The organism is uncultured Slackia sp. (assembly GCF_959608125.1).
Lineage (GTDB): Bacteria > Actinomycetota > Coriobacteriia > Coriobacteriales > Eggerthellaceae > Slackia.
In genome coordinates this window covers 12,722-33,189 of record NZ_CAUHPG010000025.1, presented here as the reverse complement: position 1 = coordinate 33,189, position 20,468 = coordinate 12,722, and the positions used below count along the sequence as shown (strand labels likewise).

The 20,468-nt window shown below is 61.5% G+C and carries 18 protein-coding genes; 13 read left to right on the top strand and 5 right to left on the bottom strand.

Features of this window, described 5'->3' with window-relative positions; translation table 11 throughout:
- The first annotated feature begins 490 nt into the window (after window positions 1-490).
- From Q6E04_RS07950 to Q6E04_RS07935, 4 genes are all read left to right on the top strand, one after another.
- Window positions 491-781 (top strand): YerC/YecD family TrpR-related protein, encoded by a 291-nt coding sequence (locus Q6E04_RS07950; RefSeq protein WP_303250244.1) that lies wholly within the window; start codon window positions 491-493, stop codon window positions 779-781.
- A gap of 253 nt (window positions 782-1,034) precedes the next feature.
- On the top strand, window positions 1,035-1,457 hold the full coding sequence (locus tag Q6E04_RS07945; protein WP_303250243.1) for a molybdenum cofactor biosynthesis protein MoaE: 423 nt from the start codon (window positions 1,035-1,037) through the stop codon (window positions 1,455-1,457).
- A 94-nt stretch (window positions 1,458-1,551) separates the two neighbouring features.
- Window positions 1,552-2,733, top strand: coding sequence for a molybdopterin-guanine dinucleotide biosynthesis protein B (mobB, locus tag Q6E04_RS07940; RefSeq protein ID WP_303250242.1), 1,182 nt, complete (start codon window positions 1,552-1,554; stop codon window positions 2,731-2,733).
- Between the two features lie 4 nt (window positions 2,734-2,737).
- On the top strand, window positions 2,738-3,892 hold the full coding sequence (locus Q6E04_RS07935; protein ID WP_368656409.1) for a 4Fe-4S binding protein: 1,155 nt from the start codon (window positions 2,738-2,740) through the stop codon (window positions 3,890-3,892).
- Window positions 3,893-3,948: 56 nt separating this feature from the next.
- Here the strand turns inward: Q6E04_RS07935 and Q6E04_RS07930 are convergent, their stop codons facing one another.
- Window positions 3,949-4,302: a winged helix-turn-helix domain-containing protein gene (locus Q6E04_RS07930; RefSeq protein ID WP_303250241.1), complete on the bottom strand. Its 354-nt coding sequence runs from the start codon at window positions 4,300-4,302 to the stop codon at window positions 3,949-3,951.
- Between the two features lie 231 nt (window positions 4,303-4,533).
- On the opposite strand from Q6E04_RS07930, the gene modA reads away from it, so the two are divergent.
- The 5 genes from modA to moaC all read left to right on the top strand — a co-directional run bounded on the left by modA (window position 4,534) and on the right by moaC (window position 9,763).
- The gene (gene modA / locus Q6E04_RS07925) at window positions 4,534-5,409 is read left to right on the top strand and encodes a molybdate ABC transporter substrate-binding protein (protein WP_303250240.1); all 876 of its coding nucleotides are present in this window, start codon (window positions 4,534-4,536) and stop codon (window positions 5,407-5,409) included.
- Window positions 5,402-6,904: a molybdate ABC transporter permease subunit gene (modB, locus tag Q6E04_RS07920; protein ID WP_303250239.1), complete on the top strand. Its 1,503-nt coding sequence runs from the start codon at window positions 5,402-5,404 to the stop codon at window positions 6,902-6,904. The genes modA and modB overlap by 8 nt, the downstream gene beginning before the upstream one ends.
- A gap of 75 nt (window positions 6,905-6,979) precedes the next feature.
- A complete protein-coding gene (locus Q6E04_RS07915; protein ID WP_303250238.1) occupies window positions 6,980-8,107 on the top strand; it encodes a sulfate/molybdate ABC transporter ATP-binding protein in 1,128 nt (375 codons plus the stop codon).
- A gap of 144 nt (window positions 8,108-8,251) precedes the next feature.
- The gene (gene moaA, locus Q6E04_RS07910) at window positions 8,252-9,256 is read left to right on the top strand and encodes a GTP 3',8-cyclase MoaA (RefSeq protein ID WP_303250237.1); all 1,005 of its coding nucleotides are present in this window, start codon (window positions 8,252-8,254) and stop codon (window positions 9,254-9,256) included.
- A 9-nt stretch (window positions 9,257-9,265) separates the two neighbouring features.
- Window positions 9,266-9,763, top strand: coding sequence for a cyclic pyranopterin monophosphate synthase MoaC (gene moaC / locus Q6E04_RS07905; protein ID WP_303250236.1), 498 nt, complete (start codon window positions 9,266-9,268; stop codon window positions 9,761-9,763).
- 173 nt (window positions 9,764-9,936) lie between these two features.
- Here the strand turns inward: moaC and Q6E04_RS07900 are convergent, their stop codons facing one another.
- From Q6E04_RS07900 to Q6E04_RS07890, 3 genes are all read right to left on the bottom strand, one after another.
- Window positions 9,937-10,431 carry a molybdenum cofactor biosynthesis protein B gene (locus Q6E04_RS07900; protein ID WP_303250235.1) on the bottom strand — a complete coding sequence of 165 codons (495 nt, stop codon included), beginning with the start codon at window positions 10,429-10,431 and terminating at the stop codon, window positions 9,937-9,939.
- A gap of 58 nt (window positions 10,432-10,489) precedes the next feature.
- Window positions 10,490-11,755: a gephyrin-like molybdotransferase Glp gene (gene glp / locus Q6E04_RS07895; RefSeq protein WP_303250234.1), complete on the bottom strand. Its 1,266-nt coding sequence runs from the start codon at window positions 11,753-11,755 to the stop codon at window positions 10,490-10,492.
- A 103-nt stretch (window positions 11,756-11,858) separates the two neighbouring features.
- Window positions 11,859-12,737, bottom strand: a complete 879-nt coding sequence (locus Q6E04_RS07890; RefSeq protein ID WP_303250233.1) for a class I SAM-dependent methyltransferase — start codon at window positions 12,735-12,737, stop codon at window positions 11,859-11,861.
- Between the two features lie 483 nt (window positions 12,738-13,220).
- Here Q6E04_RS07890 and argS point away from each other — a divergent pair, with 483 nt between their 5' ends.
- Together argS and Q6E04_RS07880 are read left to right on the top strand one after the other, a co-directional pair.
- Window positions 13,221-14,945 (top strand): arginine--tRNA ligase, encoded by a 1,725-nt coding sequence (gene argS, locus Q6E04_RS07885; protein WP_303250232.1) that lies wholly within the window; start codon window positions 13,221-13,223, stop codon window positions 14,943-14,945.
- A 232-nt stretch (window positions 14,946-15,177) separates the two neighbouring features.
- Window positions 15,178-15,495: a co-chaperone YbbN gene (locus tag Q6E04_RS07880; protein WP_303250231.1), complete on the top strand. Its 318-nt coding sequence runs from the start codon at window positions 15,178-15,180 to the stop codon at window positions 15,493-15,495.
- A 78-nt stretch (window positions 15,496-15,573) separates the two neighbouring features.
- Here the strand turns inward: Q6E04_RS07880 and Q6E04_RS07875 are convergent, their stop codons facing one another.
- Entirely contained in the window at window positions 15,574-17,070 is a 1,497-nt protein-coding gene (locus tag Q6E04_RS07875) for a helix-turn-helix transcriptional regulator (RefSeq protein WP_303250230.1), read from the bottom strand.
- Window positions 17,071-17,403: 333 nt separating this feature from the next.
- Here Q6E04_RS07875 and Q6E04_RS07870 point away from each other — a divergent pair, with 333 nt between their 5' ends.
- Both Q6E04_RS07870 and Q6E04_RS07865 read left to right on the top strand, forming a co-directional pair.
- Window positions 17,404-19,092, top strand: a complete 1,689-nt coding sequence (locus Q6E04_RS07870) for a molybdopterin-dependent oxidoreductase (protein ID WP_303250229.1) — start codon at window positions 17,404-17,406, stop codon at window positions 19,090-19,092.
- Window positions 19,093-19,112: 20 nt separating this feature from the next.
- Window positions 19,113-20,192 (top strand): molybdopterin-dependent oxidoreductase, encoded by a 1,080-nt coding sequence (locus tag Q6E04_RS07865; protein ID WP_303250228.1) that lies wholly within the window; start codon window positions 19,113-19,115, stop codon window positions 20,190-20,192.
- Window positions 20,193-20,468 lie beyond the last annotated feature (276 nt).

Genomic DNA, 20,468 nt, shown 5'->3' with positions numbered 1-20,468 from the left:
TCGCGCTCGCGCGGGGCGCTTCGCGCCAGGGAGGGGGTCCTTCGGGACCCCCTCCCTTTTTGTTGCACATAGAGTGCATGATCGGGCGAAGCATTGATGCTGCACGCTTTCGGTTCGCCGCCTGAATCCGAAGGCTTCGAAGCGTTGCTTTCGTTCAACGTTGTCTCTTGACCGAAGGGTGTCTGTTAAGAGGCCGCTCTTGTTCATAGCCGCCGTCGTCTTCCTAAAGACGATGAGCGCATCGCCTCGTTCTTTCGATGGCTCGTTTTAACGCGCGCATGTCGGGGCGACCCTTTCTTCCCGTATGCGCAGGGCGATTTCGTCCGCTGGTATGAACAGGGGCGATTCGGTTGGAGGGCGTGGTTTCTCCCTTTGAATTTGAAATATCCGTGCAATCGACCGTTTATCGGCTGCATCGGGCTGTTTTTCTGAAACCACTCCATCAAAGTGGAGTAAAATAGCGGAGCAACGTAATGAAAGTGGGTGGGATATGAGCAATCTGCGTACGCCTGAGGTGGAGAACCTGCTTGAGGTCTTGTCGGCCATGAACGACAAAGACGAGCTCTACGCATTGTTCGAAGACCTGTTCACCATTCGTGAGATCAAGGAGACCTCCCAGCGTCTCTCCGTTGCCCGTCTACTGGATGCGGGAAATCCCTACACGGCCATCGCCGAGGCAACCGGTGCGTCTGCGACCACGATCGCGCGCGTGTCGAAAGCGCTCAACTATGGCAGCGGGGGATACCGTCATGCTCTCGACGTGCTTGCTTCCCACGAATGATGCAGGAATATACGTGCAACGAAAGGCCCGATTCAGGGCCTTTTCTTTTGTTGTCGTCGTTTTGGGCATGCGGTCTTTCGATTGCGATGCGCTTCGGTTGGAAGGCCCCTTCGTTTTGCGCGGGATGACGAATTCGGGTACTCTGGAAAACGTGCGCAATATCCTGGCGAGCATCTGTTCGTCCGGTCGATTGCTGAAATGACGATGCGCCGCTGTGGCCGCATGGCGCAGGCGCTCTAACGAAAGGGAACACATGGCTAAGCAGCTCCCCTCCATCGATCGCTGGCTCGAGGAAGCGAAGCTCGACGAGCGGGCGGGTAATGTCGGAATGTATCTGACCCACAACGGCGTGGTCCGCATCACGCCGAAGCAGCAGGTTCGCGCCGCAACGTCTGAAGAAGCGGCCGAGGCTGCCAAGCTCGGAGCCGTGGAGGCCGTCGAGTTCTCTTATGACGCCGAAGGTCTTGCCAAAGCCGTGGAAGACGCGAAAACCTGGCCCGGCGTCTATTACGTGCGCGTCTGGCTCAACGAAGGCAGGCTCTCCGTCGGCGACTCTCTCATGTACGTGCTGATCGGCGCCGATATTCGCCCGAATGCGGTCGATGCGTTGCAGAAGCTCGTGGGCCATATCAAGAATGATCTGGTCGTCGAGCGCGAGATATACGCAGAACAGTAAGAAACAGGCCTGTTTCGTGCTCTTTGCGTCGCTCTATCGTTTCGGGCGATGGCGTATCGCGAAGTCGGTTTTCATACAAAGGGGAGGGGAACAGATGGGTGCGCTCCATAGGCCAAGTCCGGCGGTCTCGTTCGTCGGCCGCCATAATTCGGGCAAGACGACGTTGCTTGTCAAAATCATTGCCGAGCTCGTTTCGCGCGGGCTCGATATTGGAACGGTCAAGCATCATGGCCATTGCGATTTCGATATCGATTATCCGGGAAAGGACTCGTTTCGTCATCGCGAGGCCGGTTCGTGCGACACGGTGATCGTGTCTCCCGTTCGTATGGCGCGAGTAACCGAGCTCCAGAAAGAGCCGAGCTGCGACGAAGTGGTCGCATCGATGCCCGATCACGATCTTGTGATCGTCGAAGGCTACCGTCAAAGCGGCCTTCCCGTCATCGAGGTCATCCGCAGGGCGAACGAACGAGATCTTGCTGCGGCCGAGGAATTCTGCGCTGTCGGCAGCGTGCGCGGCGCCGTGCCGTGTGCCGTGGTGACCGATATGGACGAAGTGGCCGCTTCTGCGCTTGAGCGCGGGATGAGGGCATTCGGCCTCGAGGATGTCGAAGGCATCGCCGATTATCTGGTCGATCGCTTCGCGCGGCCTGCGGTGACGGTCGCAATCCAGGCGGGAGGGGAGTCGCGCCGCATGGGGCAGAGCAAGGCCACGGTTCCATTTTTGGGCAAACCCCTGATCGAACGCATCGTGACGCGGGTGGCTCCTGCGGCAGACGAGCTGATCGTCACCACCAATGAACCCGAGCGCCTCGGTTTTCTTGAAGACCTCGACCTGAAGCGCCCTCTTCGTTTGGTCACCGACCGCTATGCGGAACGCGGCGCTTTGCGGGGGATGGCCACGGCGTTCGAAGCCGCGAACAACCCGCTGGTCGCCATCGTGGCATGCGATATGGTATTCGCGTCGGCGCCGTTGATCGCCGAAGAGGCTCATATCCTGCATGAGGGCCGCTATGACGCCATTGTGCCTGCGAATAAGTTCGGCTACGAGCCGTTTCACGCGGTATACCGCAAGGACGCGTGTCTTCCCGCGGTTCATGCCGCTATCGAACGCGGCATGGCACGCGCCCGAGATTTCTTCGATGACGTGAATCTGGGCATTCTCCATCGCGATGAATTGCATAGGGCTGTTCCCGAGGGCGGATGCTTCATCAACGTGAACACGCCGGACGAGCTCGCTCGCATCGAGCGCTCTATCGAAGAGGACGGGGATAGGTGATTCTATGCCGTCGGTGATGGATATGGTTGAAATCATGGAGCGCCTTGAGAGCAAGGCCCTCCATGTCGATCCGCCGCATTGCGCGCGGGTACGCAATAGAAATGCGTCGTGTTCCCGTTGCGTGGACGCATGTCCTTCAGGCGCTATTTCGTTGCAGGGGAATGCGCTCAAGATAGATGCGCAGCAATGCATGAGCTGCGGAGCTTGCGTTACGGCATGTCCGACGAGTGCCATCAGATTTCGCGACCCGGACGATGCGGCCTTGGCTGCGGCGGTCGCCCGTTCCACGCGTGCCCTCGACGGTCATGCCGTAATCGTGTGCGCGCGCGTGGCCGCGAAGAAAAAAGCCGACGTGGATGCCGTCGCCACGGTGCCGTGCGTTGCGCGAGTGGGTGTTGAGCCGCTTGTGGGTGCTTGCTCGTGCGGCGCGCTGTCGGTGACGGTTGTCGACGGCGTATGCGCGACTTGCAAATACCGTCATGCGGCCGAGGGCTTCGACGGGCAAGCCGCCGAAGCGAACGCATTGCTTGCTGCCTGGGGAAGCGCTGCGCGGATACGTCGAAGCCAGGAGGTACCCGTCGCGGCACGCGCCGACAACGCGGCGCAGGGCACAGGCGGCGTGTCGCGCAGAGGTTTTTTCACGGCGGCGAAGACGTCGGTGAAAGATGTCGCGGCAGAGGCGGTGGCCGTTACGGTCGAGAGCGAGCTCGGCATCAAGCGCGATGTCCAGAGCCTGCGAGATATGTTGAAAGTCGATGCGTCCGGCACCATGCCGCGCGTGCAGGCGCATGGTCATGAAGCGTTGCTGGAGGATCTTTACGAACTGGGAGAACCTGTGCCAGGCACGGTTGTTTCAACGAAGCATTGGGGCGATGTGAGCATCGACGAATCGATATGCATGACATGCGGCATGTGCGCGACGTTCTGTCCGACGGGCGCCTTGCGCAAGGTGTTCGTGGACGGTGCGAAAAAGCCTGAACTCGACAGTATCGAATTCAGGCTGGCGGATTGCGTGCAGTGTCGACTGTGCGAAGACGTGTGCATTCGAAAGGCGGTCAAGGTGGGCTGCGATGTCGAGGCGGAACGTATCCTCGAGTTCGAACCCGTGACGTTCAAAGGCGAGAAGAAAAGAAAACAGGGAACCTTCCTCGGGCGGTAGGTTCCCTGCCTGTCTGCGACGCGGGCGAATCGTTTCTGGAGCGGTTCGGTATGGTGCTAGCGGTCGAGGTCGGATGCGATGGCTTCGATGCGCTCCTGAGCGAAGCGCTCGATATCCTGCTCGAGTCGCTCGTAGGCGTCGAGCAGAGCCTTGCCTTCATCGGTAAGGGTCGATCCATGAGCGCCGTTGCGGTCGAGAAGCTGCATCGAGAACGCCTCTTCCGTATGTTTGATGATGCGCCACGCCTTGCTATAGGCCATGCCGATTTCTTTGGCTGCTTTGTTGAGCGACCCGGTTCGGTCTACGCCGCGGCATAGTTGGGCCACGCCGCGCCCGAAGATCGCGTCGTGCTGCTCCGAGGTTCCCTCGAGGCTTAGCTTGATGCGGGGTGAGATATCGGCGAAATGCATGGATTCTCCTGGGGTCGCTTGTTGACGCCGTGACGCCGAAACGGATCGAGCCGCTTCGGCGTTCCGATTGTAGGGCAATGACGCCTCTCCTGCATACGATAAGAAGGATTCCATCGCTTGACAATATATTTATTCTAATGTGAGAATAAAGCACCATACGAAGGCGTTTCGTCTATCGGACGCCGAAAAAAGGGGTGCGGCTTCATGTCGCTTGCGAGGAGGATGATTCCGATGAAACCATGGAAGAAGGCGACGGGCGTCGCGGTTTGCGCGTTGGCGTGCGCTGCGCTCGCCATGACGGTGCTCGGCGGATGCACGAAGGCCGCCGAAGAACCTGCGCAGGAAGCGCCCGAGCAGCCTGCCGCGGAGCAGCAGGGCATCGAGCTGCAGATTTTCGCGGCCAATTCGCTTTCGAAGGCCCTCGACGAGGTGCAGGCGCTGTATACGGAACAGAACCCCGAGGTGACCTTCGCCGATACGCAGTACAAGGCCTCGGGCGAATTGGTCGAGATGCTCAAGGCGGGCTCCTCTGCCGATATCTTCATCTCCGCTTCCAAGGGCAAGATGGACGATGCCGCCGAGGCGGGATTGGTCGACGACGCCACGCGCTTCGATATGTTCGTCAACGACCTCGTTATGGTGACGAGTGCCGACAATACCGACATTCCCGAAGGACTGACGCTCGAGGAGGCCGTCTCCGGCGATTACACGATCTGCGTCGGCGACGAATCCGTTCCTGCGGGCAACTACGCGTGTCAGTCGCTGGCCACCGTGGGCGCGTATTCCGACGCTTCCGGCAAGGGCGGCGAATTCACCGGCGCCGTGGCCGACAAGGTGGTCCTGGACACGTCCGTGGGCAACGTGTGCAAGCATGCCGAGTCCGGCGACGTCGACATCGCGTTCGTGTTCAGCTCCGACGTGTATCGCTTCGGCGGCGTGAAGGTGCTTTCCACCGTTCCCTCCGACACGCACAAGCCGATCGTCTATCCCGCGGCCGTGACCGTGGACGACGCCAACCTCGAGGCCGCCCAGGCGTTCCTCGATTGGGCCGCCAACGACCCCGAGGCTCTCGTGGTCTGGCAGAAGTGGGGCTTCGAACTTGCATAGCCGAATCGCGACATGCATAGGCGCGGTAATTCTGGGCATCGCTTTGGCGGTGCCCATTTCGGCGTATGCGGCTGAAGAGGGGCCTGCGTCCGGGCAGGCGCCGTCGTTTTTCACAGACGTGACCGCCGAAACGGGTGCGGGACTTGCTTGCGCGCCGATCGATGCGGCTTCCATCGAAATCGACGAGGAAGGCGAGGATGCCGTAGCGCCCGCCGCTCCGCTCGACATCGCGCAGTTCGCGCGCGCTCAAAAGGGAAGCAATCGCCCCATCGACGGCGTGTATCGGGGCTATGCCTATTTGCAGGGGTCCGAACGAAATGACATATGCCTGGTGGCCGCCGACGACTATGCGGTGCTTTACATCGACGCCGCCGAACTGGCCGATCGAACGGGAACGCGGGGATGGGACGGCGTGGCTCGTTCTTTTGGCGAGACGCATGGCGGTGCGATCGCCATCGACGACCCCGCTGTGAAGACGGAGCTTTCGTGGGTCGTCGCCTATCTTCAGGCGCTTGATGCCGAGGCTGCGAACGGCTCGTCGAGTATTGGATCGGGAATGCGGCTTTTCGTGACGACCGAAGAGTCGCTTGACTTGAATGATGCGGGCTTGCGATTCTCGTTCAACCAGGAATATGCTTCGGGCTCGTTTTATACGAGCGTTGTCGGCATCGACGGGTCTGGCGTAGTGGATGGGGCATCCGATATCCGCGTCGAGCTTCGTTTCGCCGATTTTTGCAATGTGGCGTCATGGGCCGAAGGGACATTCGCCGCCGCGCCTTCGGGCATCGCGGCGTTCGGGCAGTTCCTAGACGATCTTGACTGGAGCCCTTTGTGGGTGACGCTCAAGACCACGGGCACCGCCATCGTCATCGTGTTCATTCTGGGCCTTCTGGCCGCGTGGTGGAGCCTGCGTATCCCTTCGCGCGCGCAGGATATCGCCGATTCCATCTTCACCATTCCGATGGTCTTGCCGCCCACGGTGTGCGGCTTCGTGCTGCTGTTGCTGCTGGGCAAGAACACCCCGGTGGGCCAGTGGTTCATCGACATCGGATTCCCGCTGATCTTCAGCTGGCCTGCGACGGTGCTCGCGGCCGTGGTGGTGTCGTTCCCGCTGATGTATCGAAGCGCTCGCGGCGCGTTCGAAAGCATCGACCGCACCATGCTCGATGCCGCCCGCACGCTTGGATGGAGCGAGAGCAGGATCTTCTTCAGGCTGATGCTGCCGCTTGCGTGGTCGTCGATCGCGGCGGGCACGGTGCTCGCCTTCGCCCGTGCGCTCGGCGAGTTCGGCGCCACGCTGTTTTTGGCGGGCAACTACGTGGGCGTCACGCGCACCGTTCCGATCGCCATCTACTTCGAATGGATGAACGGCAACACCGATGTGGCCTTGTTCTGGACGGGCGTCATCATCGTGTTCAGCTTCATGGTCATCCTGTTCATCAATCTGTGGAGCCGTCGCACGACGCGTTACAGGCGCCGCGCGCAGGACGCGTAGCGGCCGCGAAACCGCACTCAGGACGGGCGCTTGCGCGGCGCCTGTCGTCGCATTACCGAGAAAGGGAGCAGGCTCGTGAGTCTGAAAGTCGATATCGAGAAGTCGATGGGCGGATTCCGCCTCGAGGCGGCGTTCGCGGCGGGCAACGAGACGCTCGGTTTCCTGGGCGCGTCGGGTTGCGGCAAGTCGCTGACGCTGCGTTGCATCGCGGGTATCGAAAAGCCCGACGCCGGCCGCATCGTGGTGAACGGAACGACGTTTTTCGACAAGGCGCCCGGCCGCCGCGCGAAGGTCGATTTGACGCCGCAGCAGCGCAAGACCGCCCTGCTGTTCCAGAACTACATGCTGTTTCCCAACATGACCGTGCGCCAGAACGTGATGGCGGGCATGGACCGCGGCATGCAGCCCGACCGGCGCGACCGCATCGTGGCGGCCCAGCTGCGCAGGTTCGGCCTGGTGGGCATGGAGGGGCGCTATCCCGCCCAGCTTTCGGGCGGCCAGCAGCAGCGCGTCGCGCTGGCTCGCATGCTGGCGGCGAATCCGGGGATCCTTATGCTGGACGAGCCGTTTTCCGCGCTCGACGCGCATCTGAAAAGCTCGCTCGAGCAGAATCTCATCGGCCTGTTCGAAGAGTTCGAAGGCACGATTCTGTACGTGAGCCACGATATCGACGAGGCCTACCGCTTCTGCGACCGCATCGCTGTGGTCGATGCGGGCCATATCGACGAAATAGGGCCTAAAGACCAGGTGGTGCATCACCCCACGAGCCTTGCCGCGGTCAAACTGTCGGGATGCAAGAACACGACGTCCGCCGTCTATGTCGATGACGGCGAGGTGCGTTTGCCGGAATGGGGCATTTCGCTTCATACGGCCGAAACGGTGCCGCGCGATGTGAAGTGGTTCGGAGTGCGCGCCTTCATGTTGCGCCGCGCGAGCGAGCCAGGCCCCAATGTGTTCCGTGTGCGGGCCGACCGCGTGAGCGATTCGCGCTTCGAGCGCACCGTGATGCTGTCGTTTCTCGATGCGGAGGGCGCTGACGTGGCGAAAGACGCCGCGGAAGAGGACAGCACGATGAAGTTCCTCAAGAACCATGTCCAATGGAAGGTGGACAAGCTGGCGGCATCGCACGAGCCTTTGCCCGAGGTAGGCGATGAATTCCTGATCGAAATACCGCCGCGAAGCATGTACCTGGTCACGCGCTAGCGAAGAGAGGTCTGCGGCGCCGCAAGCACCCGGCCTTTTCAGGCGGCGTGCGCATATGGGGGCGTCTGGGTGCCGTTTTTCGTCCAAGGCCGTCTGCATGCTCTATACTATTCGCGTATGAGCATAAAAGGGGGAGGGGCCTCCATGAGGGATTCTCACGGTCGCACGATAGATTATCTGCGCATTTCTTTGACTGACCGATGCAACCTCCGTTGCATCTATTGCATGCCCGAAGAAGGGGTCCATGCGCTTTCTCACGACGACATCCTGACGCTTGAAGAGATCGAGCGTCTGGTGCGGATCGCGGCCGATATGGGTATCACGCGCGTCAGATTGACGGGCGGCGAGCCGCTCGTGCGTCGCGGCGCGACGGACCTGATTCGTGCGCTGAAGGGCATTCCCGGCATCGAAAGCGTCGCATTGACGACGAACGGCATCCTTTTGCCGCGCATGGCCTCAGAGCTTGCGGAGGCCGGTCTTTCGCGCGTGAATATCTCGCTCGACACGCTCGATCCCGAGCAGTATCGCGCCATCACGCGTTGCGGCTCGTTCGAAGACGCCATGGCCGGCATCGACGCGGCGCTCGAGGCAGGTTTTTCGCCCGTGAAGCTGAACGCCGTGATCGTGCGCTCGCTGAACCAGGACGTCCTGTCGTTCGCGCGCATGTCGATCGATCGACCGCTGCATGTGCGTTTCATCGAATACATGCCGGTGGGCGAAAGCGCCGGTTCATGCGGGTGCGGATGGGGCAAGGAGGACGTCATCCCGAGCGACGAGCTGCGCGCGATGATCGACGAACAGGCCGAAGCCGCGGGACTCGGACGCCTGCGTCCCGCATCGAAGCACAGGCCTTCGGGATGGGGCCCCGCGCGCTATTTCGAGTTCGAGAACGCGCAGGGAACGGTCGGGTTCATCTCGCCGCTTTCGCGCCACTTCTGCAGCGAGTGCAACAGGCTGCGTTTGACGGCCGACGGAAAAATCAGACCCTGCCTGTTCTCCGATGACGAATTCGACGTGCGGGCGGCGCTTCGTTCGGGTGGATCCGATGACGCAGTGCGCACCGTTTTATACGAAGCCTTGGGCGCTAAGCCCGACGAGCATCACGATAAGGTGGGAACCCGACGCGGCATGAGCCAGATCGGCGGATAGGAGAGAGCAATGACCGAGACGTTGACCCATATTGACGAGCAAGGCGACGTGCGCATGGTTGATGTGTCGCAGAAGGCCGACACCGAACGCGTCGCCGTTGCGGAAGGCTTCATCGCGATGAAGCCCGAGACCCTCGAGCTGATCACGTCGGGCGCGGCCGCGAAAGGCGACGTGCTCGCCTGTGCGCGCGTGGCGGGCGTGATGGCGGCGAAAAAGACCAGCGAGCTCATCCCCATGTGCCATCCGCTCAACATCACGAAAGCGAAGGTGTCGTGCGAGCCGGTGCGCGAGGGCGATCGCGCGGACGGTCTGACGGGCATCCACGTCATTACGACATGCGGCGTTACCGGCAAGACCGGTATCGAGATGGAGGCGCTTACGGCTGCGAGCGTGGCGTGCCTGACCGTCTACGACATGTGCAAGGCTGTCGATCGCGGCATGGAAATCATGGACGTGAGGCTTCTCAAGAAAGACGGCGGCAAGACGGGCTTATGGGAGCGCTCGTAGGGGCGCGGGAGAACCGTCCCTGTCGCCGCCCTTCTGCGAGGGCTGCGCGCTTCGTTCCGCATGTGCGGTTTTCGAATTTCAAGCTTGAGGAATGCGAGCGGTCCGCCCGCATTCCTGCTTGCTGGGCAAAGTGAAAGAGGTCGCGATCGCGACCTCTTTTGCTGTGGCGGTTTTTAGTGGCCCGCGCCCTGCATCATGAGGGCGGCGTGCGGCAGCACGTCGACGATGGCTTCCCAGTTCTCTCGCGCAGCCTTCTCGCTGCCAGGCAGGTTGATAACGATGCTGTTGTCGCGCTGCATGCACACGGCGCGGGACAGCATGGCGCGGGGCGTGATGCGCATGCTGTGGGCGCGCATGGCCTCGGCGATGCCGGGGACGTCGCGCGTGCACACGTCGCGCGTGGCCTCCGGGGTTACGTCGCGCGGAGAAAGGCCGCTGCCGCCGCAGGTCAGCACGAAGTCGGCTTCGAGGTTCTGGATCGCGTGGAGCAGGGCGCCCGAAATGAAGGGGCGGTCGTCTTCCACCACGACGCGTTCGAGGCAGGTCCAGCCGCGTTCGGCGATGAGCGCCTCGAGCGCCGCGCCCGCGGAATCGGTCTCGAGCGTGCGCGTGTCGGAGCAGGTGATGATGGCGAAGGTGGGGCAGGGCTCCCGATATTCTTCAGTCATGGATTCCTCTTTCCGTGATTTCTTCCCGCATCCGTCCGTCGGGACGGCCTCGAGCGCGTTACAGGACGATGTCCTCGGGCGCATCGAGCAGAATGCACTCTACCATGTCGCCCTCGCGCACGGGGTCGAGGCCTTCGGGCATGATGGCGACGCAGTTGCTTTTCTGGATGACGCCGAACAGGCCGGAGCTCTGGTTTTTGGCGGGAGTCACCTCGAGCACGCCGTCGGCGCCGCGTGCGATCGTGGCGCGCGAGAAGATGCGGCGCGGATCCTTCTTTTTCTTCGACGAGGTGATGCGCGCCTTGACGCACGGGTGCTCGAGGGCCGTGTAGCCCTGCATGGCGCGAAGCGCCGGGCGGATGATCAGCGAGAAGCCCATGTATGCGGCCGCAGGATTGCCGGGCAGGCCGAACACGGGCGTGCCGTTCACCAGGCCGAACGTCTGGGCTTTGCCGGGGCGCATGTTCACGGTGGTCATATACAGCGTCCCGAGGCGCTCGACGACGGGCTTGATGAAGTCGAAATCGCCGTTGGAAGCGCCTCCTGTGGTCACGACGAAATCGTATTCGGCCGCCGCGCGTTCGACGGCTTGGGCCAGCAGGTCCTCGTCGTCTATCACGATGGGCAGGATATCGCAGAGCGCGCCCGCATCACGCGCGCAGGCCGCCATGGCGTAGCCGTTGGAGTTGCGGATGTGGCCGGGCCCCGGCTTTGCGGGCGGTTCGACCAGCTCGCTGCCGATGGGGATGATCGCCACGCGCGGGCGACGCCGCACGGCCACTTCGAGCGCCCCGCATCCGGCGAGAAAGCCGATGCCCGCGGGGTGGATGACCTCGCCTTCATGCACGACCGTTTCGCCCTCGCGCGCCTCTTCGCCCGCTTCGCGCACGTTGCTGCCGAGCTTGCAGGACTCGCTGAAGCGGACGCGGCTTCCTGTTTTCCCGTCGCCCGAGACGGTTTCGACGATTTCGTATTTCACGACCGAGTCGACGTCGGCGGGAAGGGCGGCGCCCGTCATGATGCGTACGCAGCGGCCGGGCTCGATAGCTCCTTCATAGGTGCTTCCTGCGGGGACGTCGGCGATGACGTCGAGTTCGACGGGCGTATCTTCCGACGCTTCGGCCAGGTCGCTCGCATGTACGGCGAAGCCGTCCATGGCGGCGTGGGCGAAGGGGCTCACGTCCATATCGCTTTTCACATCGGCGGCCGCGACGCGTCCGATCGCGTCGAGCAGCGGCACGGTTTCGGCGGGCAGGATGCTCGCATGCGAGACCACGAGCGCGCGGGCCTCTTCGAGCGAAATCATGGAGGGGATATCCGACATGGCCGGTCCTTTCTTTCGGGCCCGCATGCGCGGGCGCAGGGTGCGGCGCAGCAGCGCCGTGCGGTTTGGAGCGAAGCGGCGTGCCGCAGGAGGCGGGCGTCGCTTAATAGGCGTTTTGCGGGCGGGGATCCCAGGAGATAAAGGCCCACGATGCGATACGCAGCACGTCGAGGCATAGGAGGCCTTCGGGCGCGCCCTTGCGGTCGGGCTTGCCGGCATCGGGGTTTTCGACGATGTGCTGCTCGAGCCAGACGGAAAGCTTCTCGACGGCCGCATCGCGTTCGGCGTCGGTCAGGGGCGTTCCGCAGCGGTCGATCATGCGCGTGAAATCGGCCAGCGCCTCGGCATGCGAGTCGAAGGTGTCCTTGCGCGTCGAGTAGATGTAGTCGACCTTGGGCTCGAGGCCTTTCTGGGCCAGGATGCCGAAGGCGTAGAGATAGTCTTTCGTCGAAGCGGCGGGAACGCCGATCGCGGCGAGGATGCGGCTGTCGACGTAGGGCGCCGTGCCCGTGGTCATGGTGACGCAGCATTTGCGGCGCGCGATGCGCGTCAGCTTGTCGAGCGCTTCGTCCAGGTGCGCGACCGACATGGAGCGCGATGCGATGGCCACGTCCACCATGTCGTCTTCGATGCCGAAGGCGGACCAATCGTCTTCCCAACTCATCTTGAACGCATCGATGCCCTCGACGCCGCGGACGGCGGCGTTTTCGGCCAGCTTGGCCAGCATGCCGTCGCTGAAGTCGGCGGCATGCACGTCGCAGCCGCGTTCGGCCAGCATGACGGCCAGCGTGCCCGTTCCGCATCCCATGTCGAAGACCGATTCGTTCGGATAGATTTCCGCAAGCTTCAGGAAGTCTTCCGCATAGGCGTTTTTCATGTCCTTGTTGTCGTAGCGTGCGGAGCGTTTATTCCATCCCTGCGCGTCGTTGGGCTTCGGGCGCGTCTGCTGGACGAGCTCCCATTCTTTCTCGAAGTCGATCATGGACCCTCCTGCGCTCGGTGCGCCGTGTCGTCGCGACCCCTGTTCGGCGACGAGCGGGCCGAGCAGGGGAGCGGGTGTATTATTCTCGAACATGATAACGCGAAGAGGCGAAGCATGCGACCGTCCTTGCGTCGCGCCGTGTTTTCGCCGTGCATAAACGGACATTTCTTATGCAGTTCGTTAAATGTGAAGTTCGTGTGATGCTAACTTTGTGCATACTCGCGAGGTTTTTACTCGAATAGATTTGCGATATCCTCTTAAATAGTTATTTTGTATCAATATATGCAAAGAAATGAATCGTTTTCAAGCTTCATCGGCTTTCGCGTTTTTGTGCGAGCGTCCAAAAACGGGGTTCTCCCCTTTTCTCCTGCGCGGGAAACACCTGATATCGCGCATGGTACAATCAGAAAGCTTATAGGTATTTTCAGCCCATGCCGTCCGGTGCGGCATGCGGTCTCAGCTCGAACGAAAGGGAAGGAACCTATGCAACCTCGCGAGGAACTGACGCAGCTTATCGGAGCTGCGCTGGACGCGGCCATCGCTTCCGGCAAACTTCAGATGGAAAACGCTCCCGAAATCACGCTCGAGCGACCCCGAGACGAAGGCCACGGCGATTGGGCGTGCACGGCCGCTATGCGCTGCGCGAAGCTCGCTAAGAAGAATCCTCGCGAAATCGCCCAGGTCATCGTCGACGCCATTCCTGAGAACACGCTGGTGAACAAGGTCGAGATCGCAGGCCCCGGCTTCATCAACTTCTACCTGAACAACGACGCGCTGCAGGACGTCGTGACCAAGGTGCGCTCCGAGAAGGGCGATTACGGCCGCGGCACCGTGCCCGAGGGCATGCGCAAGGTCAATATCGAGTACATTTCCGCCAACCCCACCGGCCCCATGCACGTGGGCCACGGCCGTTGGGCCGCTCTGGGCTCTGCGACGGCCAATCTGATGCGCCACGCCGGCTACGATGTGTTCGAGGAGTTCTATATCAACGACCACGGCGTCCAGATGGACAAGTTCGGCCTGTCCATCGCCGCCCGTTATCTGCAGCAGCTCGGCCATGAAGACGCCGAAGTGCCCGAGGGCGGCTACAACGGCCTGTACGTCAACGACATCGCCAAGGAAATCATCGACCGCGACGGCGACAAGTGGGTCGACGCCGACGAAAACGAGCGCATGGTCGAGTTCCGCGAGTACGGCTACGCTTACATCATGAAGATGTTCCGCGACATCACGACCCGCTTCGGCAATCACTTCGAGCGTTGGCAGTCCGAGCGCGAGATGTACATTCCCTCCGACGAGTTCGATGGCAAGAGCCCGTTCGACTTCTGCCTCGATAACCTGCGCGACCAGGGCGATATCTACGATCAGGACGGCGCCGTGTGGTTCCGCTCTTCCAAGTACGGCGACGAGAAGGACCGCGTCGTGCGCAAGGCCGATGGCGATTACACCTACTTCGCTTCCGACGTGGCCTACCACTACTGGAAGAAGCTGCGCGGTTTCGACCACCTGATCAACATCTGGGGCGCCGATCACCACGGCTACATCGCCCGCGTCGCCGCCGTTCTGTCCGCCATGGGCTATCCCGGCGCGCTCGAGATCATGCTCGGCCAGCTGGTCAACCTGTTCCGCGACGGCAAGCCCGTCCGCATGTCCAAGCGTACCGGCGAGATGATCACCTTCGAGGAGCTCATCGACGAGGTCGGCATCGACGCCACGCGCTACTACATGCTGAGCCGCTCCAGCGAGCAGCCGATCGACTTCGACATCGACGTCGCCAAGAAGCAGGACTCCTCCAACCCGGTGTACTACGACCAGTACGCGCATGCCCGCATCTGCAAGCTGCTGCGTGACGCCTCCGGCCACTCGGGCGAAGACAACCTGGACATGGATGCCGTGGCTGCCGAGTGCATTCCGGCAGACGTGGACCTGAGCGTCCTCACCGATCCGTCCGAGTTCGCCCTGATGCGCAAGATGAGCGAGTTCGGCGATCTGATCGCCCTCGCTGCCCGCGACCGCGCTCCGTTCCGCCTGACGCACTACGCTCAGGACCTCGCCAGCCTGTTCCACCAGTTCTATACGAACTGCCCGGTGCTCAAGGTCGAGGACGAGAAACTCAAGCAGGCGCGTCTTGCCTTGTGCGATGCCACCCGCATCGTGCTTTCCACGACGCTCGGCATCCTGGGCATCTCCTCTCCGCAGCGCATGTAGAAGGCGTTCGCGAGAACATACGACTGAAAAAGGGAACCGCAAGGTTCCCTTTTTTGTGCCCTCGGACAGGAGACGGGGCTATCCAGTCGCCCGATTCCATATGCGGTTTGTCGCTTTTGCCTATCCGGATGCCGAAGGGGCGCTCAGTTTCGCTTGACGGTCGTCGCCTGTTTCCGACAATGCGAGAAAACGATTTCTCGCGGCGTATGTGCCGCAGCTGCGGAGGTGTGCGATGCGCTTGATAGAACTCGATAAAGACAATTTCGACGAGTTGGTGACCGATGCGACCTGCCCCGTGATAGTCGAATTCTTCAGTCCCGGATGCGGGCCGTGTCATGCGCTCGGCGCGCTGCTCGAGCAGATGGCCGACGCCTACCCGTATGTGCGCTTTGCGGCCATGGATACCGTGCGATTCCCCGATGTGGCATGGGCCTTCGATGTGGTCGCAGCGCCGACGACGCTTCTGTTCCGGAATGGAAGGCGGATCGATTCGGCGGCAGGCTACGTGCCGCGTTCTCGCATAGAAGGCATGCTTGCCGCCGCAGAATAGGGCGCTCCTACGAAAAACGCGCCTCGCCGTAGGGCGAAGGCGCGTTTCGTGCTCGAAAGCATGCCGCATGATGCGAGCCTATTCTTTCGCGTGCCTGTCGTCTTTCGTGTCGGCTATGTCGAGCACGATGTCGATCATGTCCTGGCGGTCGCGGATGCCGAGTTTCGTATAGATGTGCGCGACGTGCGACTTCACGGTGTTTTCGGCCAGAACCAGCTCTTCTTGGATGTAGGTTCGTGTGCGGCCCTGGGCCAGCAGGACCAAGATTTCGCTTTCGCGCGGCGAGAGCTTGTACTTCTTAGACACTTCGGCGCAGCGACGTTCCAGCGCGTCGGTCACTACGGCGGCCGCGTCGCTCGGCGCGGATTCGCGTTTATTCCAGCTGTAATACATGGAGGCGATGGACAGCACGTAGATGGCCGCGATCACGATGAGGTTTTCGACGGCGTCGGCGTTTCCTAGGAATATCACCCAGATAATCGACCCTGCGGCGTAAAGCGCCGTGGCGGTGCCGATGACGCGGTAGGAGGGTATGGAAGACACATCGAGAAGGATGGCCACCACTGCCCAGAACATCAGGTGCGAGAACGAGTCGTTGAGCCTCATGAGCGTATCGAGCACGGCCGGGTCGGCGTTCTGGTCGCCCGCGAGAATCATCGAAACGGACAGCGTGATGATGACCGTCAGAAACGACGGCTGGAAACGTAGGCGCAGCGGCCAGTTTCCGGTGCGGCCTAGAGCGAGATAGGAGAATGCGGCCAAGCCGATGCTGTACGCGATGAAAAGCACCGGGCTCGATGTCATGGACGGATGGTCGAATTCGTCGATATGCCCTTCGCCCCATAGGCCGACGAAACTCAGGCTGCGTACGGTTGCCAGCAGGAGCGATGCGGCGGCGATCAGGATGATTGCGTCACGGATGTCGTCGCGCATGCCCTTTTTCTGTTCGCCGCGCGGGCGCGAAGGCACGCCGAATACCGTTCGCCCCGTCTTTTCGCTGCTGCGCTGCTTGAGCGCTGCACTGCGGGCGCATTGGAAAAATACCGTGGAAAGAATGGGCATCAACACGACGGTCGACACTTGCGCCTCGACGCTCAGAAGGCGCTCGGCGGCGGAGACCAGTGCCGGTTCGGCGATAAGCGACAGGGTGAGGCATGCGATGGTGGGCATGAAAGTCTGGGTGCGCGCAAGCAACAGCACGAAACGTGCCGTGAGCCAGAAGTATCCGACGCCGAACAAGAGCAGGCCCCCGACGGCGAGAGCGACCGGCGGAAAGGCGTTCTGGCTCGATGCAATGGCGAAGCACGCCGTTCCGACCGATGCGAGCAGCGTCACTACAGGCCATAGCGACGATTCCATCTCTCTCATTTTGCGCGGCAGCGCGGCGAATACGACGCTCATGGCAAGGATGCCCATGAGAAAGAACGCGCGCGGGTTAACGGGCACGCCGAATCCCGAAAGGGCGTCGGTGAACCCCGGGGTGTGCCCTGCGAGCGTGCACCAGGTTAGATTGACGGTAAGGCCGATAGCGGCGAATAGTGCGCACAGGCCTGCATCCTTGAACGATGCGAGCATTCCCTCTCCTTAGTAATTAATGTATTCAAGCGGTCGTACAGCTTCCTTCGACCGCGTGGAGCGGACGTCTTGTCACCTGTCCCTTCATTGTCCGTGAAAAGCCCGATTCTGTCCATGAAGAATGGATCGCTATCGGTCCAGTACTGGTCATTTCACCCATCAACCAAAATGGGTTATACGCTTTATCAGGCATTTAGCGCGGATGTGTTGATACGCATCCGCCTTTCGAAGGGTTAATTTCGTGCCTGTCAGATGGGCCCGATGGGTCCGATAGGGGGCGGCGGCGATCGTTTTCAGGAAGGAAACGGCGGCCGTCGCAATGAAGAAGGGGGAATGATGAAGAAGGTGACGAAGCGCGTCGCTATGGTAACAGGCATCGCGACCGTGCTTGCGGCGTCGGCTCTCATGGTGCCTGCCTTCGCAGTCGACTCGGCTTCCACCGCGGCAGAGATCGTCCGCGGCGGCGAGCCCGACGGCGATGTGCAGTATCCTGGCAAGGAGTACATCATCGAGAACTACGAGAAGTGGGATCAGATCGCCGAGGAGTATGCTCCCGAGGTCCGTCAGCTTCCCAACGGCAAGCTGGTTCAGCGCACTCCGAGCGAGTACGAGTGCCCGCACTGGATGCAGCAAAGCTGGACCATTTCGTACAACACGTACTATCTGGATGCCGACAAGAAGGGCTGCAACTCCTGCCACGCCGACCTCAACGAGACGGTCATGAACATGGAATACCGCCATGCGGTGCTTCCCAACAACGACCTTGAGACTTACAGCGACGTCGAACAGTGCATCACCTGCCATCGCGACAACGGCGACGAGTTCGGCCGCCTGATGCATGGCATCCATTTCAACAGCCGTAATTCCGAGAAGTTCAAAGAGGGCTTCGACGGCACCTGCGAGTCCTGCCATACCGCCACGGGCGACGGCAACGGCCTGCAGCTCTGGGAGAACGTGAAGTACGACGCCCTGAAGGACAGCATCACCACCGTCGAGAACGTCGAGGGCAATTTCGACTTCACGCAGGATAAGGTCCAGAGCATGGACGACCTGTATAGCTACGACTTCGTCCACGGCTATTACGACCACATGCGTTATGCATGCTCCGATGCAGCGCTCGACCTCGACCTTCCTCAGAGCATGATGGACGAGTGGGAGATCACCATCGAAGGCAACGTGCCCAACCCCTACACCGCTAAGCTCGTCGACCTCATCGCCGAGGCCGAGGCCGAGGGCGCTGTCGTGACCAAGGCCTCCAAGATGGTCTGCGAACTCAACCCGACCGGCGGCGGCGGCATCGGCCAGACCGAGATCACGGGTATCCCCGTGAGCTGGCTGATCGAGCGCGCCGGCGGCATGACCGACGGCACCAACTCCATCCGTTGCGTCCGCGCCGACGGTTCTTCCAAGAACGGCATCGACGTCTCCATGCTCGAGAACGAGTACCTGGTCTACAAGATGGGCGGCGAGTACCTCGACGCACGTCGCGGCTTCCCGTGCATCAACTGGGTCGAAAGCTATGACGCTCAGGTCTTTTCCAAGCAGCCTTCCGGCTACATCGTTTCTTCCGACGTCATGGACGAGCGCGTCTGCGGCCAGGTGAACCAGGAAGATGCCCACGTGAACCGTCCGAACGCTACGATCTGCGGTACGCCTGAAGGCGTGATCATCGAGACCGGCAAGCCCTACACCTTCCAGGGTTATGTCGACGCATTCGACCACAAGGTCAAGACCATCGAGTTCTCCATGGACCACGGCGAGACCTGGACGACCTACGATCTGGGCGATACCGACACCAAGCGTTGGATCTGGTGGACCTTCGAGTGGACTCCGCCTGAGCACGGCGCCTACTGCCTGAGCGTCCGCGCTACCACCGACCAGGGCGAGGTCAGCTTCCGCGAGCATGAGGTCATGGTCAACGCCATGGACCAGCTGCCTGCCGAGGACAAGGTCATCAAGGCCGGCGGTCCTGATTCCGACCTGCCCTTGATGTTCTCGACCGGTCTTGAGAACGAAGAATAAACACGAAGGAGCGTTTTCTTATGAATAAGAAGAAAGCAATGGCTGCAGGAGCGGCTGGTGGCGCCCTTCTGCTGGGAATGACCGGCGTCGCCGTGGCTGCCGGCGGCCCGACGATCCTGGGCGGCCAGGATGCACCCGAAGGTGCGACGCATGAGAACAACGGCTACACCATCGACTCCCATACGCTGCAGCTCGAAGAGAGCGAATACGTCAAGGTCGCCGACAAAGAGGGTTCGTTCTATTTCAACCAGGACGGCGTGACCCCTAACGACGAGCTGTTCAACGTGTTCGGCACGACGATCACCTCGATGTGCTCCAAGCCTGCTAACGAGCTCGTGGTGGGCGAGCCCGCCGAGGGCGTTGCGACCTACTACATCAACGTGGGCGGCAACATCAAGGAGAGCTTCTCCGTGAATCTCGAGGACATGGAGGACGAGTCCGAGGAGCAGACCATGGTGTGCTCCTGCGCTACGGGCGCTCCGTTCGGTCAGGCCGCCGTGGTCGGCGTTCCTCTGGCGGCCGTGGTCGACATGGCCGACCTCGAAGACGGCGTGAACACCGTGACGGCATACGGCGCCGACGGCTTCGGCCAGGCCCTGCCTCTGCAGTACTGCCTCGATCGCGACGCGCTGCTGGTCTATGAGGTCAACGGCGAGAAGCTCAAGAGCGAAGCCGGTCCTTCCGCCCAGCTGTGGATGCCCGAGACCGTCGCGCGTTACTTCACGCGCAACGTCGTCGACATCAAGCTGACCGCCGAGGACCAGGTTCCCGACGTCCAGTCCGTCGATCCGGCGTACCGCAACAAGATCGAGATCATGAACAGCGCCGACGGCTGCGTCTTCTTCGCAGGCGACGCCATCACCTTCGAGGGCGTGGCGGACGACCTGGGCAGCGCCATCGAGGCTATCGAGTTCTCCTTCGACGGCGGCGAGACCTGGACCGAGTGCCTCACCGAAGGCGCGACCGCCGATAAATGGGTTAACTGGCAGTTCGAGACCTCTTTCGAAGAGGCCGGCGAGTATCAGCTCACCGTTCGTGCCCGTACGGCCGACGGCGTGGTTTCGCCTCTCGAGGCCAGCCTGACGTTCGAAGTGATCTAGCCTTCGCGGCTATCCTTCCGAAGCGGGGCAAGCGGCGGCGGGTTTTCGATCCCTCCCCAAGCTTAAAGCCTGCCGCCCGCCCGATTCGGCGTCGCATGCGACGCTTCCCCTCCTTTTGTCATGCGTAACGGTAGCGGCCCCTTCCCGTTTTTGCGGGAAGGGGCCGCTTTTGCGTTTCGGGATGAGAACTCGAAAAAGTCTTTCGTTGCGGCGAGCATGGCTCGGTTTCCGCCGTCGAAGCGCGTTTTCCGTACGACGGCTTGCGAATCGATTGTG

Bases quoted from the DNA above. Each gene is read 5' to 3' on its own strand.
- Q6E04_RS07950 (WP_303250244.1), top strand. From the start codon at position 491: ATGAGCAATCTGCGTACGCCTGAGGTGGAGAACCTGCTTGAGGTCTTG.
- Q6E04_RS07945 (WP_303250243.1), top strand. From the start codon at position 1,035: ATGGCTAAGCAGCTCCCCTCCATCGATCGCTGGCTCGAGGAAGCGAAG.
- mobB (WP_303250242.1), top strand. From the start codon at position 1,552: ATGGGTGCGCTCCATAGGCCAAGTCCGGCGGTCTCGTTCGTCGGCCGC.
- Q6E04_RS07935 (WP_368656409.1), top strand. From the start codon at position 2,738: ATGCCGTCGGTGATGGATATGGTTGAAATCATGGAGCGCCTTGAGAGC.
- Q6E04_RS07930 (WP_303250241.1), bottom strand. From the start codon at position 4,302: ATGCATTTCGCCGATATCTCACCCCGCATCAAGCTAAGCCTCGAGGGA.
- modA (WP_303250240.1), top strand. From the start codon at position 4,534: ATGAAACCATGGAAGAAGGCGACGGGCGTCGCGGTTTGCGCGTTGGCG.
- moaA (WP_303250237.1), top strand. From the start codon at position 8,252: ATGAGGGATTCTCACGGTCGCACGATAGATTATCTGCGCATTTCTTTG.
- moaC (WP_303250236.1), top strand. From the start codon at position 9,266: ATGACCGAGACGTTGACCCATATTGACGAGCAAGGCGACGTGCGCATG.
- Q6E04_RS07900 (WP_303250235.1), bottom strand. From the start codon at position 10,431: ATGACTGAAGAATATCGGGAGCCCTGCCCCACCTTCGCCATCATCACC.
- glp (WP_303250234.1), bottom strand. From the start codon at position 11,755: ATGTCGGATATCCCCTCCATGATTTCGCTCGAAGAGGCCCGCGCGCTC.
- Q6E04_RS07890 (WP_303250233.1), bottom strand. From the start codon at position 12,737: ATGATCGACTTCGAGAAAGAATGGGAGCTCGTCCAGCAGACGCGCCCG.
- argS (WP_303250232.1), top strand. From the start codon at position 13,221: ATGCAACCTCGCGAGGAACTGACGCAGCTTATCGGAGCTGCGCTGGAC.
- Q6E04_RS07880 (WP_303250231.1), top strand. From the start codon at position 15,178: ATGCGCTTGATAGAACTCGATAAAGACAATTTCGACGAGTTGGTGACC.
- Q6E04_RS07875 (WP_303250230.1), bottom strand. From the start codon at position 17,070: ATGCTCGCATCGTTCAAGGATGCAGGCCTGTGCGCACTATTCGCCGCT.
- Q6E04_RS07870 (WP_303250229.1), top strand. From the start codon at position 17,404: ATGATGAAGAAGGTGACGAAGCGCGTCGCTATGGTAACAGGCATCGCG.
- Q6E04_RS07865 (WP_303250228.1), top strand. From the start codon at position 19,113: ATGAATAAGAAGAAAGCAATGGCTGCAGGAGCGGCTGGTGGCGCCCTT.